This is a genomic window from Streptomyces sp. NPDC002851, assembly GCF_053591935.1.
Map to the genome: position 1 here is coordinate 25,629 of NZ_JBSFUT010000014.1, position 15,800 is coordinate 41,428.

Here is a 15,800-nt window from a genome sequence, read left to right on the forward strand (position 1 = left end):
GCCGTCCTACCTGGAGCGGCGGGAGCGGACGCCGACCCGTGCGGCGAGGGCGAGCGCGGTAACGGCCACGAGCAGCCCGCCGATGAGCGCGTACGTCGTGCCGTCCCCCGTCCCGGCCGCCGCGGTCTCGGCGGTGCCGCCGCCGCCCGCGCGCATCGGGGCGGTGGGCGAGGCCGGGGACGTGCGTTTCGCGGCCGGGGGCTCGGGCTTCGGTTTCGCGGCCGGAGGCTCGGGCTTCGCGGCCGGGGGCTTGGCCGAGGCCTTGCGGGTGGGCGAGGGCGAGGGTGAGGGCTTGTCGCGGACGATGGTGATCTTGCCCTTGCCGCGGTCCTTGCCGTCGCAGCTCACCGTGACGTCGTACCGTCCAAGCTCCACCGTCGAGCGGATCATGGCCTCGCCGCTGAGGGGTGAGCCTTCGCCCTCCGGTCCGGTGAGCGTCGCGTCGGCCACGAAGGCCTCGGACTTGGCGGCTCCGCTGGTGCCCTCGCACCCGGCGGCGGTGACCGCCACCTCTTCTCCGGGGACGGCCTTGGCAGGGTCGACCCGAACCCTGTCACCGGCGAGGGACGTACCGGGCGACAGGGCTACGAGGATGGCGGCGGCGACGCTGAGAGCGAGTCCGGCTCGGCGCATGGTGGAACCTCCTGGTCCTTCGAAGGTCCGCCGCGCGTGGGGCCGCCGCCATCCGGTATAGGCCAGCGGAGTTATCTCCCCGCCCCGCTCCTTCCCGGCTGTATCGATATGCGGCTAACGCCGCGTGGCTGACGGCCGCTTCGGGGGCTCCGCCCCCGGACCCCCGCTCCTCAAACGCCGGAGGGGCTGACCTTTGAACTCACACCCGGTCGACCAGGTCCGCGATGGAGTCCACGACCTTCGACGGCCGGAACGGGTACTTCTCGATCTCGTCCGGCTTCGTCAGGCCCGTCAGGACCAGGAACGTCGTCATCCCGGCTTCCAGTCCGGCCAGGACATCCGTGTCCATCCGGTCCCCGATCATCGCGCTCGACTCCGAGTGCGCCCCGATCGCGTTCAGGCCCGTTCGCATCATCAGCGGATTCGGCTTGCCCGCGAAGTACGGGTCCTTCCCCGTCGCCTTCGTGATCAGCGCCGCCACCGCGCCGGTCGCCGGAAGGGGGCCCTCCAGGCTCGGCCCGGTCTCGTCCGGGTTGGTGCAGATGAAGCGGGCGCCGTTGTTGATCAGGCGGACCGCCTTCGTCATGGCCTCGAAGCTGTACGTACGGGTCTCGCCGAGGACGACGTAGTCCGGGTCGTGGTCGGTCAGGACGTAGCCGATGTCGTGCAGGGCCGTGGTCAGGCCCGCCTCGCCGATCACGTACGCCGTGCCGCCGGGCCGCTGGTCGTCCAGGAACTTGGCGGTGGCCAGGGCGGACGTCCAGATGTTCTCGACCGGGACGTCCAGGCCCATGCGCCGCAGCCGGGCGTGCAGGTCGCGCGCGGTGAAGATGGAGTTGTTGGTGAGGACGAGGAAGGGCTTGCCGGACTCCCGTAGGCGCTTGAGGAAGGCGTCGGCTCCGGGGATCGGGACGCCCTCATGGATGAGGACGCCGTCCATGTCGGTGAGCCAGGAATCGATCGGCTTGCGCTCTGCCACGGGACTGATCTCCGCTCTTGGCCGGAATGCCTCTATGGGATGGCCGGACACGATCAGACTAACGGGGCGGGCCCGAAACCGACCCACCCCGTCCGACCTGCGGACCCGGCCACGGCGTACGGGCCGTACGGGTCAGCTGCCCGTGGCGGTCTTCCAGGCGTCGACGTACGACGAGAGGTTCTTGTCGATCTCGGCCCAGTCCGGCCGGAAGATCTCGACGCCCTCCATGAGGCGGCCGAGCTCGAGCGCGTTGGCGTCGGTGGCCTTGATGTCCTTGCGGGCGGAGAAGCCGCCGCCGACCGAGGAGACCTGCTTCTGGGCCTGCTCGCTCAGCATGAAGTCGAGGAGCTTCTTGCCGTTGGCGGAGTGCGGGGCGTTCTTGACCAGACCGGCGGCGTACGGGAGCGCGAAGGTGGTCGGCTTGGCGTCCGGCTTCGTCGAGGTCTTCGGGAACCAGATCCCGAGGTTCGGCATGGACTTGGACTGGGCGTAGTTCATCTGCAGATCGCCGTTGGCGACGAGGAGTTCGCCCTTGTCGGTCTTGGGCGCCAGCTTGGAGGTGGAGGACGACGGGCCGACGTTGTTGGCCTGGAGCTTCTTCAGATACGCCATGGCCGCGTCCTTGCCGCCGAGGTCGTGCATCGCCTTGATGAGCACGGCGGTGCCGTCGCCCGCGACGCCCGGCGTGGAGTACTGAAGCTTGTTCTTGAACTTCTTGTCCAGGAGCTCTTCCCAGGTCTTCGGGGGCTGCTTCAGCGACTTCTTGTTGTAGATGAAGGAGAAGTAGTTGTTCACGACGGCGGTCCAGGTGCCGTCGGCCGCCTTGTCCGCACCGTCGACCTGGTCGGCGCCCTGGGGCTCGTACGCCTGGAGCAGGCCCTTGCCCTCGGCCTGCTGAATGAACGGCGGCAGGGTGACCATGACGTCGGCCTGGGTGTTGGACCGCTCGCGCAGGGCGCGCTGCACCATCTCACCGGAGCCGCCCTCGACGTACTTGACCTTGATGCCGGTCTTCTTCTCGAAGTCCTTGAAGACCTGGTCGTACCAGCCGTCGCCGCTCTCGCCCTTGAGGCCGTCGGCGCTGTAGACGGTGACGACCTTCTCGTCGGAGGCGGCGGAGTTGCCACCGCAGGCGGTGAGGGAGGCTGCTGCGACGAGGCTGACGAGGCTGCCGATGACGGCAACCGGGGTGCGAGTACGCATGTTTTGTATCTCCTTGCGGCGATCAAGCCGTTCAGGGGCCGGTTCAGGGCCGGTTCAGCGGTAGGAAGCTCTGGTACGGATACGGGAGACGGCCAGGAGCACGAGCAGCGTCGTGCCCATGAGGACCACGGCGACGGCGGAGCCCGCGAAGAGGGCGCCGCGGTCGGTGGCGGTGAAGATCTGGACGGGCAGCGGCATCCAGTCCGGCGGGTAGAGCATCATCGTGGCGCTCAACTCCCCCATGGACAGGGCGAAGCAGAGCCCCGCGGCCGCGTTCAGGGACGGCAGGAGCAGCGGCAGCTTCACCCGCCACAGGACGTACCCGGGCCGGGCGCCGAGCGAGGCGGCGGCCTGTTCGTACGCCGGGTCGAGGCGGACGATCGCCGCGGACACCGACTGGTAGGCGAACGCCGTGACGAGGATGGTGTGCGCCAGGATGACGATCCAGCGGGTGCCGTTGAGCAGGAACGGCGGCTGCGAGAACGCCACGAGCACGGCCAGGCCGACGACCACGGACGGCACGGCCACCGGCAGCATGAACAGCGCGTCCATGATCCGCCCCCACAGCCTGAAGGGCGTGGGGGTGCCCCCACCGCGCCGCTTCAGGGCGTGCGCGGCGAGCGCCGCCCAGGTCCCGGCGACAAGCGCGAGCAGACTCGCGGCCAGGGCGGTCAGCAGGCTGGTGCCGAGCGCCTGCAGGGACTCGCCACGGGTCGCGGCGGCGTAGTTCCCGGTGGTGAACCCCGAGGGGAAGGCGCTCGACCAGTTCGTGGCGAACGACGCGGCGAGGATCACGAGCAGCGGCAGCAGGAAGAGCGGCAGAAAGAACAGCAGGAAGACGGCCCAGGTGGCCCACCTGGCCTTGCGGCTATGCACCAGCACGACGGCTCACCACCCGGTACAGGCCGTAAAGACCCACAGAAATCAGGACGTTGACGACGGCGACGACACACGCGGCGGTGTAGTCGGACTCGAGGATCGCCTTGCTGTAGACGAGCATCGGCAGGGTCGTGACGCCCTTGGCCCCGGTGAACAGGACGATCCCGAACTCGTTCAGGCAGAGCACGAGCACGAGGCTCCCGCCCGCCGCGAGCGCGGGCAGCGCCTCGGGCAGGATCACCTGCCGCACGATCCGCGGCGCCCGGGCGCCGAGCGAGGACGCGGCCTCGATCTGCGCCGTGTCGAGCTGCGAGAAGGCGGCGAGCAGCGGCCGCATCACGAACGGCGTGAAGTACGTGATCTCGGCGAGCAGCACACCCCAGGGCGTGCCCAGGAACTGGAACGGCCCGCTCGCGGCCCCGGTCACATCCGTCCACAGGCCGTTGGCCATGCCCACGGTGCCGTAGATGAAGAGCAGCGCGAGCGTGATGAGGAAGGAGGGGAAGGAGAGGAAGACGTCGATGGACTTCGCGATGCCACGGGCCCCCGGAAACGGCACGAACGCGATGACGAGCGCGAGCAGAAACCCGAGCACGAGACACCCGACGGTGGCTCCGACGGCCAGATGGACGGTGGTCCAGAGCGCTTCCCGGAAGGCGGGGTCGGAGAGGACGTCGGCGTACGGCTGAAGGGACGTGCTGCCGTCGTCGAGGGAGGTGACGGACTCTTTGAGTACGAGGGCCAACGGGTAGAGGAAGACGATCCCGAGGGCCGCCACGGGCGGCAGCGCCCAGAGAGACCGTCGCGCCGCACTATTCATCGGCCACTCCCGCCCCGAGCAACACCGCGTCCTCAGCGGCGAAGTGCAGAGCAACCGACTCCCCGATCCCCGGCGGAGCCTTCAGTTCGCGTACGTCCGCCTTGACGCGATGCCCGTCGACCTCCACGTACAGGCGATGCGTGGCCCCCCGCCACTGCACCTCGCGCACGGCACCCCGCAGGGTGTTCGCCCCCTCGCCGAGCCCCACGAGATGCGGCCGTACGCAAAGGGTCGCCGCAGCGCCGGAGGCGGCGGCGCCGGTGTCGACCTTCAGGCGGGCCTCGCCAAGGCGCACCTCCCCGTCGTCCCCCACCCGCACCGGCAGCAGGTTCGCGTTGCCCACGAACGACGCCGTGAACTCGGTACGCGGCCGCCGGTACAGCTCCCGCGGCGTACCGCAGTCCTGGAGGCGGGCCTTGTCCATGACGGCGATCCGGTCGGCCAGGGTCAGCGCCTCGACCTGGTCGTGGGTGACGTACAGGATGGACACATCCGGCAACTCCCGGTGCAGCCGGGCGAGTTCGGCGAGCATCCCGGACCTGAGCTGGGCGTCGAGCGCGGACAACGGCTCGTCGAGGAGCAGCACCCCGGGCCGGATGGCGAGCGCCCGCGCGATCGCGACCCGCTGCTGCTGCCCGCCGGACAGCTCGCGCGGATAGCGCTTGGCGTAGGCGGCCATCCCGGTCATGTCCAGGACTTCCTCGACCCGCCCGGGAATCGCCGCCTTGTCGGCCTTTCGGGCCTTCCGCGCGCGCAGCCCGAAGGCGACGTTCTCGTCCACGCGCAGATGCGGGAAGAGCGCGTACTGCTGCACGACCATGCCGATGCCGCGCCGGTACGGCGGCAGATCGGTCACGTCCCGGTCCCCGATGAACACCCGACCGGCGACCGGCCGCACGAACCCGGCGACGGCCCGCAACGCGGTCGTCTTCCCGGACCCGGACGGGCCGAGCAGCGCCATGACCTCGCCGGGCTCGACGGTTAGGTCGAGGTGGTCCAGCGCCATGTTCTCGGCGGCCTGGTCGTACGCGACGGACACGCCGTCGAACCGTATCCCGCTGCTCATGTGCCCATCCCGCCGATGAGACCCGGCAGTTCGGCCACCGAGCCGAGCACGTGCGTGGCCCCGGCCGCGCGCAGCGCCTCGGCCTCGTGCGCCCCGGTGAGCACCCCGGCGACGATTCCGGCCCCGGCCCGCCGACCGCTCCTCATGTCGTACGCCGTGTCTCCCGCGACCGCGATCTCACGCACGTCGTCCGCGGCACGGGTGCGTAGCAGCGCGGCCAGGACCATGTCGGGGTACGGGCGCCCGCGGCCCCCGGCGTCGGCCGGGCACAGGGTCAGCTCGACGAGCCCGCGCCAGCTGAGCGCGTCGAGGATGGCGTCCTGCGTGACCCGGGCGAATCCGGTGGTCAGGACGACGGTACGGCCTGCGGCGCGCAGCTCCTCGATGGCCTCGCGGGCGCCGGGGATCGGCGCGATCCGGCCGCCGTCGACGAGTTCGCCGTACGCGGCCTCGAAGGCGGCGTTGGCGCGCCCGGCGAGCTCCTCGTCGCCGAACAGCGCCCGGAAGACGGTGATTTTGGACTCGCCCATGGTGTCGCGGACGTACTGGAGCTTCTTCTCGTGGTCGGCGGAACCGGGCTCGACGCCGAGCCGCTCGGCGGCGCGCGAGAAGGCCCGCTCGACCAGGCCGCCGTCGGCGACGGTGGTTCCGGCCATGTCGAGCACGACGAGCCGTACGTCAGGGTGCTGCTTGCTCACTGTCCTCACCAGCCAAGTTCGTTCGCGGTTCGCTCGGCGATCGCCGGGGAGCAGGTCATGCCGCGCCCGCCGGGCCCGGTGACGAGCCACACCCCGTCGCGCACCTGCTCGCGGTGGACCACCCGGGAGGTGTCGGTGCACTGCGCGTACACCCCGGCCCAGCGGTGCCGCACGCGCGGCAGTGGCCGCCCGAGGAAGCCCTCGACGACCTCCTTCAGGTGCTCGTACGGCTCCTCGACGACGTCGAACGCGAAGGGGTGCTCGTACTCGTGGGTGTCGCCGATGGTCAGGCCGCCGTCGAGCCGCTGCACCATGAGCAGCTGCATCTTGTGCGCGGCGGCGGTCGGGGCTTGCGCCTGCGCGGAGTTGAGCGCGTCGAGGGCTTGGGACCGGTACGCCGGGTAGTAGCGGAAGCTGTCGGCGTCGGCCACGGAGGTGGGCAGCGGTTCGCCGAGCGGGTCGGTCTGCATCATCTGCAGCCGTACGCAGCGTACCGGCAGTTCGGGGGCGAGTTCGCGGACGAGGCCGCCGAGCCAGGCGCCGGTGCACAGGACGACGGCGTCCCCGGTGTGCACATCGCCGTGGTCGTCGCGGACGGCGGCCCTGGCGCCCGGCTGGGCGGCGGTGATCTCGCGAACTTCGCGGACTTCGCGGCCACCGAGGTAGGTGTAGCGGCCGGAGGCGAGCAGCGCCTCTTTGAGGGCGAGTTGGGCGGTGCGCGGCTCGACGGCGGCGTCCCGCTCGCAGTACAGGGCGGCGGTGAACGCGCCGCGCAGGGCGGGGTTGACGGCCCGTGCCTCGGCGGCGGTGAGCAGCTTGTAGCCGCGGACCGCGGCGTCGTCGCGGGCGAGGGCGGCCTCGGCGACGGCGAGTTCGAGTTCGTTGCGTACGGGCGTGAGCGAGCCGTTGGCCCGGAAGCCGAGCCCCGGCACCCGCTCCCCGATCTCCTCCCACAACTCGCGGGCGCGCAGGGCGGTTTCGAGCTCCTCCCCGCCCGCTCGGCCGCTGACCCAGATCTGCCCGAAGTTGCGCAACGAGGCCCCGCGGGCCTCCGTCTCGCGCTCGATCTGTACGACCTCGTGGCCGCGCTCCACTGCTTGCCAGGCGTGCATGGTGCCCACCACGCCGGCCCCTACGACGACAACTCTCATGCCGGGAACGCTCGTAGCGGCGAGTGACCCGGACCGGACACCCCGGCGACGGGACGGTGAACGGGCCGTCAAACTTGGCCTAGACCCGTTATCTTCTCGTGACTTTTGGATCTGCTGCCGCGTTACGGGCTTTACCGGTCCCCGAGCCGCACCGAGAAGCTGAACCGATCCCCCCGGAACAAGGTCCGCACCCGCTCCAACCGCCGCCCCTCCGCATCCCGCGACACCCGGTGGATGAGCAGCATCGGCAACCCCGGCGGCGTCCCGACCAGCAGGGCCTCCCGCGGCGTCGCGAGCACCGTCTCGATCCGCTCGTCCGCGGACCCGAAGGCGATGCCGACCCGTTCGCGCAGATACGCGTAGAAGGACGAGTCGGGCTCGAACTCGGCGTCGAGCCGCGGCACCCGCGCCACGGCGACGTACGTACTCTCCAGACCCACGCGCTCGTCATCCGCGAGCAGCACCCGCTCCAGGTGCCAGACCGACTCGCCCCGCTCCAGGCCGAGTTCGGCGGCGAGCGCCGCCGGGCACGGGAACCGGTCCAGGGAGATCAGCGACCGTCCGGGCCTGCGCCCCTGCCGCCGTACGCCCTCGGTGTAGCTGGCGAGCGCGAGCGGCTGCTCCAGCTTGGGCCCGGCCACGACCGTGCCGCGTCCCGACCGCCGCAGCCGCCCTTCGAGCAGCAGCTCGCGCAGCGCCTGGCGTACGGTCTCGCGCGACACCTCGTACCGCAGCGCGAGATCCCGCTCGGTGGGCAGCAGGCCGCCCTCACCGAGCTCGTCGAGGAGGTCCGCTATCTGCGTCTTGACCGCGTAGTACTTGGGGATCCGGCCGTGCTCGGGGATACCGGCGCGCACGGGGGCGCCGGGGTGCTGATCGTTCGGGTAGTCCACGCGGGAACGCTAGCCGCTTCGGTGGCTCAGTGGCTCAGCGGGAGCGACGGCGCCGTACCGCCGTCACGAGCGCGGCGCCGCCGAGGACGAGCGCCGCGGCGGTGCTCCCGAGCGCGAGCAGCGCGCGGTCGTCCGTATCGGTCCCGCCCCCGGTCCCCGCGAGCTGCGCGGGCGGGCGTCCGGTGCCCGCGTCGGAGGCCGCGAGGAGCGTGAAGCGGTAGTCGCGGGATTCTCCGATCCAGTCGCCGTCGGCACCGCGCCGCTGTACGACGGCGACGCTGGCGGTGACCTCGTTCTCCCCGGCGTCGGAGGTGAACCCGAGCCGCACCGGCACCGCGAGCGTCCGCCCCGGGGCGATGGAGAACCCGGTGAACCCGTCACCGGAACCGTCGAAGACCCCGACGAGCTCGCCCGCCTCATCGGTCTCCCGGAAGACAACGGGGTGCCACCGGCCGTCCGGATCCCGGAACTCCAACTTCGCCTGCGCCGCCGTGAGGTCCCGGTCGCGGTCGAGGAGGACGACGATCGGGTGGATGTTCCCGCAGGCGATCTTGGCGGTGTTGCGCAGCTCGACCGTCCACTCCCCGAGGCCGCCACCGGCGTGGTACGTGGCCGGACCGCCCTTGATGCGGCTGCCGATGGGGAAGTCGTGGCTGTCGGCGCCGTCGGCCCTGGCGGCGGTGTCGCAGGTGAGCGGCTTCTGCCCGGCCGTCGCGGCGGGGGACAGCGGTGTCACGAGCAGGAGAACGGTGGCGGTGACAGCGACGCCGAAAGCGCGAGCGCTGTGCAGGAGCATCGAGCGCATCAGGAGACGACCTTTGCTGACAGAAGGCAGAAGATGCAGAAGACGGGCTGGCTGGCAGAGGACGGAAGGAGAAAGAAGGAGAACAGAAGACAGGAAGACAGGAAGACAGACGAAGAACCGAACAATGGAATCTGCCACGCGCGTACGTCCCCGCCGTACCGGCACTCGCACGGTGGGGCCGATCGGCCCCACGATCCCCCTCCTTCAGACGAGCTTCGGCCCACCCTGAGTCACCGGGAACGCCACGTCCGCGCGGCCGAACAACGGCGCGAGCAACAGCTGCGCCGCCCCCTCGGCCACCGCCCGCTCACCCCCGCCCGCCACAGCGACGGCGACCCCGGCCCGGTCCTCGGCCCCGTGCCGCGCCCGCCGTGCGACAACGGCGCCCACACCCCGTACAAAACGCTCCGGAGCATGGAGCACCGCCCGCCCGCCGAGCAGCACGCGGTCGACGTCGAGCAGCTCGACGAGGTTCGCGGCGCCCTCCCCCAGGACCCGTGCGGCCCGGTCCACATCGCCCGCGGCGACGGCGGCGAGGCAGAGCGCCTCGATGCAGCCACGGTTGCCGCAGCCGCACTCCGGCCCGTCCAACTGCACCACTTGGTGGCCGAATTCACCCGCCCCGGTGCGCTCGCCGCGATACAGCGCACCACCGAGGACGAGCCCCGCGCCGAGTCCGGTACCGAGATGGAGATACGCGAACGAGCCCCTCGGCGACGCGGTGGCACCGCCGAGCGCCAGGCCGAGGGCGGCGGCATTGGTGTCCTTGTCGACGACGACGGCCACCTCACCGCCGAGCCGCCGCGCCACCGCCTCGCGCAACACGAACCCGTCCCACTCGGGAAACCCGGTCACGCGACGCAGCACACCCCCGACATGATCGAGCGGCCCGGGCAACGCGACACCGACGCCCAGGAGGGCGGCAGGAGCGGCCGGTTCAGGCCCGGAGACGGGGACGGGGACGGAATCCGGAAGGAGGCCGCGTACCTCCCGGGCGGCCGCCGCCACGACCGCATCCGGACCCTCGTCGAAGTCCAGGCCCGCGCGGCGCTCCGCGACCACCGTGCCGGACAGATCGACGAGGACCGCCGTGAGGGCATCCCGGTCCAGGTGCAGGCCGACGGCGTGGGCCGCGCCCGGCACCAGGCGCAGCACGGTGCGCGGCTTGCCGCCGGTCGAGGCGCGGCGGCCCGCCTCGGCGGCGAGCCCGTCGGCGCGCAGCCGAGCCGTGATCTTGCTGACGGCCTGCGGGGTGAGCCCGGTGCGCTCGGCGAGCTCGAGACGGCTGATGCCGTCGGCACCGGCGGTGCGGAGGAGATCGAGGACGAGGGCGGCGTTATGACTGCGCAGCGCGGGCAGATTCACGCCCCGACCGCTCTGGCCGCTCCGGCCGCTCTGGGCGTTCCGGCCGCTCTGGCTCTGGCCACTCCCGTCACCGGCTCGACTCGTCCTCACGCGCCCATTCTCCCCGTTGCTTGAACTTTCGCAACACCGTTGCTTAAGTGGACGACATGACCTCCGTCTCCGCTCCCGCTCCGCTGCGCGTCGGCCTGGTCGGCTACGGCCTCGCGGGCTCCGTCTTCCACGCCCCGCTGATCGCCGCCACCGAGGGCCTCGTACTCGACACGGTCGTCACCTCGAACCCGGAGCGGCAGGCGCAGGCCCGCGCCGAGCACGGCGACGGCCTGCGCTACGTCGCGACCCCCGATGAGCTGTGGGGGCGCGCGGACGAGCTCGGCCTGATCGTGATCGCCTCGCCCAACAAGACACACGTCCCGCTCGCGACCGCCGCCCTGGAGGCGGGTCTTCCGGTCGTCGTGGACAAGCCCGTCGCGGGCACGGCCGCCGAGGCGCGCGCCCTGGCCGACCTGGCGGACAAGCGCGGCCTGCTGCTCTCGGTCTTCCAGAACCGCCGCTGGGACAACGACTTCCGCACCCTGCAAAAGCTCCTCGACGACGGCGAGCTCGGCGAGGTACAGCGCTTCGAGTCCCGTTTCGAGCGCTGGCGGCCCCAGCCCAAGGGCGGCTGGCGGGAGTCGGGCGACCCGGAAGAGATCGGCGGACTCCTCTACGACCTGGGCAGCCATGTGGTCGACCAGGCGCTCGTCCTGTTCGGCCCGGCGGTACGGGTGTACGCGGAGTCGGATGTACGCCGCCCGGGCGCCGAGGCCGACGACGACACGTTCATCGCGATCACGCACGAGAACGGCGTCCGCTCCCACCTGTACGTCTCCGCCACGGCGGCCCAACTCGGCCCCCGTTTCCGGGTCCTGGGCTCGACCGCCGGGTACGTGAAGTACGGCCTCGACCCCCAGGAGGCGGCCCTGCGCGAGGGCCTGCGCCCCCGCGCGCACGCCGCCACCTGGGGCCTGGAACCGGAACCCCTCTGGGGCCGCGTAGGCTCCGGCGAATCCCCCCTGACGGGCGGCGGCCGCCCGGAACCGACGCTCCCGGGCGACTACCCGGCGTACTACGCGGCGGTGGCAGCGGCCCTGCGCGGCACCGCCCCCAACCCGGTCCCGGCCCGCGAGGCAGCAGCGGCCCTGGAGGTCCTGGAGGCGGCCCGCAGGTCGGCCCGGGACGGGGTGACGGTCACGCTCTGACCGTCACCCGTGACCGCACCCCGGCGCCGGGCGCCACCCCTCAGGCCCCGCGCAGCTCCTGCCGCTGCCGCCCGAGCCCCGGGATCTCCAGCTCCACCACATCCCCGTCCCGAAGGTACGGCTTGGGCTCGGGCTGCCCCATGGCCACTCCCGCCGGCGTACCGGTGTTGATGACGTCCCCGGGGTACAGGGTCATGAACTGGCTGATGTACCGCACCACTTCCCCCACCGGGAAGATCTGCTCGGCCGTGTTCCCGTCCTGCCGCAGCTGACCGTTGACCCACAGCTTCAGGGGCAGCGCCTGCGGATCCGGCACCTCGTCGGCGGTCACCAGCCACGGCCCGAGCGGGTTGAACGTCTCGCAGTTCTTCCCCTTGTCCCACGTACCGCCGCGCTCGATCTGGAACTCCCGCTCGGAGACGTCATGGGCGATGGCGTACCCCGCGACATGCGCGAGCCCGTCCTCCGCCGACTCCAGATACCGCGCGGTGCGCCCGATCACGACCGCGAGCTCGACCTCCCAGTCGGTCTTCTCGGATTTCCGGGGTACGAGCACCGTGTCGTTCGGCCCGACGACCGTGTCCGGGGCCTTGAAGAAGACGATCGGCTCCTCCGGTATCGCCGCCCCGGTCTCGCGCGCGTGGTCGAAGTAGTTCAACCCGATGCACACGATCTTGCCGATACGGCCCAACGGCGGCCCCACCCGGAGCCCTTCGGCATCGAGCACGGGCAGCACGCCACCCTCGGCCGCCACCCGGATCCGGTCGAGCGCGGCCCCGTCGGAGAGCAGGCCGCCGTCGATGTCGGACACGAGTCCCGACAGATCACGCAGGGTTCCGGCCTCGTCAAGCAGCGCGGGGCGCTCCGCCCCCACAGGTCCGACGCGCAGCAGCTTCATCTCTCACTCCCCAGGTCAACCACTAAGCGGGCCGATGGGTGGCGGCCATCGGAGGTTTGGCCGATCCTCCAAGTTCTTCGTCCACTCCGCAATACCCCGTTCACATCACGGACCATTACGCGGCGTGAGCGACAGCTCCGGAAGTGCCCGGAAGATCCCGGTAAAGGACGGCCCGCTCGACCGCGCTCCAGGCGGTGCTGGTGACCACGTAGAGCGCGGCGGCAAGCGGCACGACGGCGACGGTGATGAGCGTCGCGAACGACATCAGCGGCATGAACTTCACCATCGCCCCCATGCCGGGCAGCGCCTGCGCGTCCTGCCGCCCCCTGGCCTGACCTCCCTGCCCCGGCAGCGGATTGGCCGCCATCTGCTGCTTCGTACGCCGGTAGTTGAAGGTGGCGACGGCCGCAACGACCACGAACAGGCCGAGGTAGACAAGCCCGGCGGGCCCCAGGACCCCACCGTCCGCGAGCGCGTCGTACCAGCGCCCGCCGAGGGGCGCGGCAAGCAGGCTGTGGCCGAGCAGGGCATTGGGGGAGCCGCCGATCTCGGCACTCGAAAACAGGTGGTACAGAAGGAAGAAGGCGGGCAGTTGCAGGAGGCTGGGCAGGCAGCCGGAGAGCGGTGAGACCTGTTCCTTGGCGTGCAGTTCGAGCACCGCCCGCTTCAGCCGCTCGGGATCCTTGGCGTGCTTCTCACGCAGCGCGGCCAGGTCCGGCGCAAGCCGGGCCCGCGCCTTCTGCCCGCGCGCGGCCGCCCGCGACAGGGGGTGCACGGCAAGGCGTACGGCCATGGTGAACAGGACGATGGCGGCCGCGGCCGAGGAGCCGTGGAACGCGGGCTCAAGCAGCTCGGCGAAGCGAGCGACAAGATCGGCAAAGCCAGAAAAGAGCGAAGTAACGGACAAGGCGGAGCCCTCCGTGGGTCTCGTCGTGCCGGAATGTGAACGAACGTCGGCATGACGGCCCGCGAGGGGCAGGCGAACAAGAGCTGTCAGGCGAACAGCAAGAGCACAGCCCTACGCGACGGCCGTCGGGACGAGCCGCCCCGGAGCTCGCGGCCGGGGTCGCCCGGCGGCGTCGGGATCGCGCTGGGGCAGGAAGGCGGTGCGCCGCTCGCGGTCGCGGATGGCGGTACGGACCCGGCCGCGTGGCACCGTGGGCACGGCGCGCGAGGCGAGTACGGCGCAGAAGGCGAGCGCGGAACCGGCCGCGGCGGTGGCGGCGAGGGCGACGGCGGCGGAGAGGCTGCCGGTGTCGGTCAGCGCTGCCTGGGCGAACAGCAGGAAGAGCAGCCCGGCGGAGCGCAGCGCCTTGTAGCACTGAAAGCTGTCGAACACGCCGCCCCCTCTCGCACTGCCGGACGCACCGATCGTACCGTCACCCACCGCCTACACCCCGAGCGGATCCTTCGCCAGCACCTCGGCATCCGCCCGCTCATCCTCGTCCTGCCTCACCGGCCCCACGTACGTCACCACGAGCGCGACCGCAAGGTTCACGGCGAGGGCCACGACCCCGGCGTTCACACCGAAGACGGGATCGTTCCCGCTGAACACCAGCCCGCACACGATCGCCACCCCCACCACGAGCCCGCTCACCGCCCCCGCGAGGGTCAGCCGCCGCCACACCAGGCCGAGCAGCAGCATCGGCAGGAGCTGCGCCATCCCCTCGTACGAGATGAGCGACAGCCGTACGAGGGTGTTGGGTGCGGCGTACGTCATGATCAGCGCGAGTGCGCCCGCGACCACGACCACCACCTGCGAGGCGGTCTTCTGCCGCGCCTGGCCGCGCAGCCGGGGCACGAGCGAGAGCACACTGCGCCCCCACATGGTGCCGATCACCAGCATGAACACGGCCATCGGCACGATCGAGGAGAGCGCCGCCGCGACGCCGATGAGCCCGACCGCCCAAGCGGGCAGCGAGTCGGTGACGAGCCGGAACAGCGCCAGGTTGGAGTCGGCGCCGACCAAACCAGGCACTACAAAGAGAGCGGCCATCCCCAAAAACATCGGTACAAAGAGAAGGACGTTGTACGCGGGCAGCCAGATGGCGTTGCGACGCAGGGCATCGCCGTCCCGGGCCCCGAGGTAACCGGCGACGGTGGTCGGGAAGATGACGACGGTGAGCGCGTTGAGGAACGAGGTACTGGCGAACCAGGCGACGCCGAGCCCGCTCCCGTCTCCGCCGCTCCCCTCACCACCCCCATGGCCGGGCAGCGTCAGCCACGCGGGCTTCTCGGCAAGCAGCCGGTCGAGAAAGGGCCCGTACCCGTCGAAGTAATGCAAGGGAACGTAGAGGGCAAGAAACCCAAGCGTCCCCATAACAAGCACATCCTTGAGCACGGAAACCCAGGCACTCCCCCGCAGCCCACTCACCACCACGAACCCGGTGGTCACGGCGAAGGCAAGGAAATAGGCCCAGTTGAGGCTGATGGTGCCGTAGGAGATCGTCGCGACGACCACGCCCATGCCGGTGATCTGGAGCTGGATGTACGGCAGCAGGAACACGGTCGCGAGCACGGCGACGGCGGCACCGAGCCAGGGGCGGCGGTAACGGTGGGCGATCATGTCGGTGATCCCGACGAGCCCGTGCCGCCGCGCGTACGACCACAGCATCGGCCCGACGACGTACCCGACCGCGTACCCGCAGGACATATAGGCGACGACGTACAGCACGGGGGCCCCGTAGTTGTACCCCCACCCCGCGGCCCCGAGATAGCTGAAGCTCGTATACGACTCCCCCGCCATCAGCACCCAGATGAACACGGCCCCCAGGCTGCGCCCACCCACGGACCACTCGGCGAGCCCACCCTGCTGCCCGCGCCCGCGCACGGCGAGCAGCCCGAGGACGACGGTGGCCACCATGAAGACGCCGAAGATCCCGGTGGCAACGGCGGCGTTCACGGGCGCCCGTCCTCACTCCGATACGCCTGGTCCCGCTGGCCCCGCTCGTCCCGCTCGTCCCACCCGTACCGCTGGTCCCCACGCCAGGCGAGCCACACGGAGACGGGCGTGAGCAGCGTCGCCCCGAGCAGCCAGGCGAAGAAGAACGGCAGCCCGAAGACGACGGGTTCGGTCCGGTTGGCCACCGGCAGCGCCACGACGAACAACACGAAGGGCACAAGCAGCCACAACAGATGAGGGCGAGAAAAGATCACCCACAGGAGCCTACTG

Annotated in this window: 17 protein-coding genes; 1 reads left to right on the top strand and 16 read right to left on the bottom strand. The window is 71.1% G+C overall.

The genetic code is table 11. From position 1 onward, the window contains the following. Positions 1–6 precede the first annotated feature (6 nt). The 11 genes from ACWD10_RS16710 to ACWD10_RS16760 form a co-directional block, all read right to left on the bottom strand. Positions 7–633, bottom strand: a complete 627-nt coding sequence (locus ACWD10_RS16710; RefSeq protein WP_451091474.1) for a hypothetical protein — start codon at positions 631–633, stop codon at positions 7–9. A 199-nt stretch (positions 634–832) separates the two neighbouring features. Continuing rightward, on the bottom strand, positions 833–1,612 hold the full coding sequence (locus ACWD10_RS16715; RefSeq protein ID WP_451091476.1) for an HAD-IIA family hydrolase: 780 nt from the start codon (positions 1,610–1,612) through the stop codon (positions 833–835). A 132-nt stretch (positions 1,613–1,744) separates the two neighbouring features. After that, the gene (locus ACWD10_RS16720) at positions 1,745–2,815 is read right to left on the bottom strand and encodes a 2-aminoethylphosphonate ABC transporter substrate-binding protein (protein ID WP_451091478.1); all 1,071 of its coding nucleotides are present in this window, start codon (positions 2,813–2,815) and stop codon (positions 1,745–1,747) included. 54 nt (positions 2,816–2,869) lie between these two features. After that, entirely contained in the window at positions 2,870–3,697 is an 828-nt protein-coding gene (locus ACWD10_RS16725; protein WP_451091480.1) for an ABC transporter permease, read from the bottom strand. Then, positions 3,684–4,514, bottom strand: coding sequence for a 2-aminoethylphosphonate ABC transporter permease subunit (locus ACWD10_RS16730; RefSeq protein ID WP_451091482.1), 831 nt, complete (start codon positions 4,512–4,514; stop codon positions 3,684–3,686). Before ACWD10_RS16730 ends, ACWD10_RS16725 begins: the two co-directional genes overlap by 14 nt. After that, entirely contained in the window at positions 4,507–5,580 is a 1,074-nt protein-coding gene (locus tag ACWD10_RS16735; protein WP_451091484.1) for an ABC transporter ATP-binding protein, read from the bottom strand. Before ACWD10_RS16735 ends, ACWD10_RS16730 begins: the two co-directional genes overlap by 8 nt. Continuing rightward, positions 5,577–6,278, bottom strand: coding sequence for a phosphonatase-like hydrolase (locus ACWD10_RS16740; protein WP_451091486.1), 702 nt, complete (start codon positions 6,276–6,278; stop codon positions 5,577–5,579). The genes ACWD10_RS16735 and ACWD10_RS16740 overlap by 4 nt, the downstream gene beginning before the upstream one ends. Before the next feature lie 5 nt (positions 6,279–6,283). Then, on the bottom strand, positions 6,284–7,429 hold the full coding sequence (locus ACWD10_RS16745; protein ID WP_451091488.1) for a TIGR03364 family FAD-dependent oxidoreductase: 1,146 nt from the start codon (positions 7,427–7,429) through the stop codon (positions 6,284–6,286). Positions 7,430–7,560: 131 nt separating this feature from the next. Further along, positions 7,561–8,322, bottom strand: a complete 762-nt coding sequence (locus tag ACWD10_RS16750; protein WP_451091490.1) for a GntR family transcriptional regulator — start codon at positions 8,320–8,322, stop codon at positions 7,561–7,563. A gap of 34 nt (positions 8,323–8,356) precedes the next feature. Then, on the bottom strand, positions 8,357–9,127 hold the full coding sequence (locus ACWD10_RS16755) for a hypothetical protein (protein ID WP_451091492.1): 771 nt from the start codon (positions 9,125–9,127) through the stop codon (positions 8,357–8,359). Between the two features lie 204 nt (positions 9,128–9,331). After that, positions 9,332–10,582 carry an ROK family transcriptional regulator gene (locus ACWD10_RS16760; protein ID WP_451091494.1) on the bottom strand — a complete coding sequence of 417 codons (1,251 nt, stop codon included), beginning with the start codon at positions 10,580–10,582 and terminating at the stop codon, positions 9,332–9,334. A 56-nt stretch (positions 10,583–10,638) separates the two neighbouring features. Here ACWD10_RS16760 and ACWD10_RS16765 point away from each other — a divergent pair, with 56 nt between their 5' ends. Beyond that, positions 10,639–11,730: a Gfo/Idh/MocA family oxidoreductase gene (locus tag ACWD10_RS16765; protein ID WP_451091744.1), complete on the top strand. Its 1,092-nt coding sequence runs from the start codon at positions 10,639–10,641 to the stop codon at positions 11,728–11,730. A gap of 40 nt (positions 11,731–11,770) precedes the next feature. Here the strand turns inward: ACWD10_RS16765 and ACWD10_RS16770 are convergent, their stop codons facing one another. The 5 genes from ACWD10_RS16770 to ACWD10_RS16790 all read right to left on the bottom strand — a co-directional run bounded on the left by ACWD10_RS16770 (position 11,771) and on the right by ACWD10_RS16790 (position 15,784). Further along, on the bottom strand, positions 11,771–12,628 hold the full coding sequence (locus ACWD10_RS16770; protein ID WP_451091496.1) for a fumarylacetoacetate hydrolase family protein: 858 nt from the start codon (positions 12,626–12,628) through the stop codon (positions 11,771–11,773). 115 nt (positions 12,629–12,743) lie between these two features. Next, positions 12,744–13,535 carry a YidC/Oxa1 family membrane protein insertase gene (locus ACWD10_RS16775; RefSeq protein WP_451091498.1) on the bottom strand — a complete coding sequence of 264 codons (792 nt, stop codon included), beginning with the start codon at positions 13,533–13,535 and terminating at the stop codon, positions 12,744–12,746. A 111-nt stretch (positions 13,536–13,646) separates the two neighbouring features. Continuing rightward, the gene (locus tag ACWD10_RS16780) at positions 13,647–13,967 is read right to left on the bottom strand and encodes a DUF6412 domain-containing protein (RefSeq protein WP_451091500.1); all 321 of its coding nucleotides are present in this window, start codon (positions 13,965–13,967) and stop codon (positions 13,647–13,649) included. 51 nt (positions 13,968–14,018) lie between these two features. Beyond that, complete coding sequence (locus ACWD10_RS16785) at positions 14,019–15,530, bottom strand: sodium:solute symporter family protein (protein ID WP_451091502.1); 1,512 nt, start codon at positions 15,528–15,530, stop codon at positions 14,019–14,021. Next, positions 15,527–15,784: a DUF3311 domain-containing protein gene (locus tag ACWD10_RS16790; RefSeq protein WP_451091504.1), complete on the bottom strand. Its 258-nt coding sequence runs from the start codon at positions 15,782–15,784 to the stop codon at positions 15,527–15,529. The genes ACWD10_RS16785 and ACWD10_RS16790 overlap by 4 nt, the downstream gene beginning before the upstream one ends. Positions 15,785–15,800 lie beyond the last annotated feature (16 nt).

Bases quoted from the DNA above. Each gene is read 5' to 3' on its own strand.
- ACWD10_RS16710 (WP_451091474.1), bottom strand. From the start codon at position 633: ATGCGCCGAGCCGGACTCGCTCTCAGCGTCGCCGCCGCCATCCTCGTA.
- ACWD10_RS16720 (WP_451091478.1), bottom strand. From the start codon at position 2,815: ATGCGTACTCGCACCCCGGTTGCCGTCATCGGCAGCCTCGTCAGCCTC.
- ACWD10_RS16730 (WP_451091482.1), bottom strand. From the start codon at position 4,514: ATGAATAGTGCGGCGCGACGGTCTCTCTGGGCGCTGCCGCCCGTGGCG.
- ACWD10_RS16735 (WP_451091484.1), bottom strand. From the start codon at position 5,580: ATGAGCAGCGGGATACGGTTCGACGGCGTGTCCGTCGCGTACGACCAG.
- ACWD10_RS16745 (WP_451091488.1), bottom strand. From the start codon at position 7,429: ATGAGAGTTGTCGTCGTAGGGGCCGGCGTGGTGGGCACCATGCACGCC.
- ACWD10_RS16755 (WP_451091492.1), bottom strand. From the start codon at position 9,127: ATGCGCTCGATGCTCCTGCACAGCGCTCGCGCTTTCGGCGTCGCTGTC.
- ACWD10_RS16765 (WP_451091744.1), top strand. From the start codon at position 10,639: ATGACCTCCGTCTCCGCTCCCGCTCCGCTGCGCGTCGGCCTGGTCGGC.
- ACWD10_RS16770 (WP_451091496.1), bottom strand. From the start codon at position 12,628: ATGAAGCTGCTGCGCGTCGGACCTGTGGGGGCGGAGCGCCCCGCGCTG.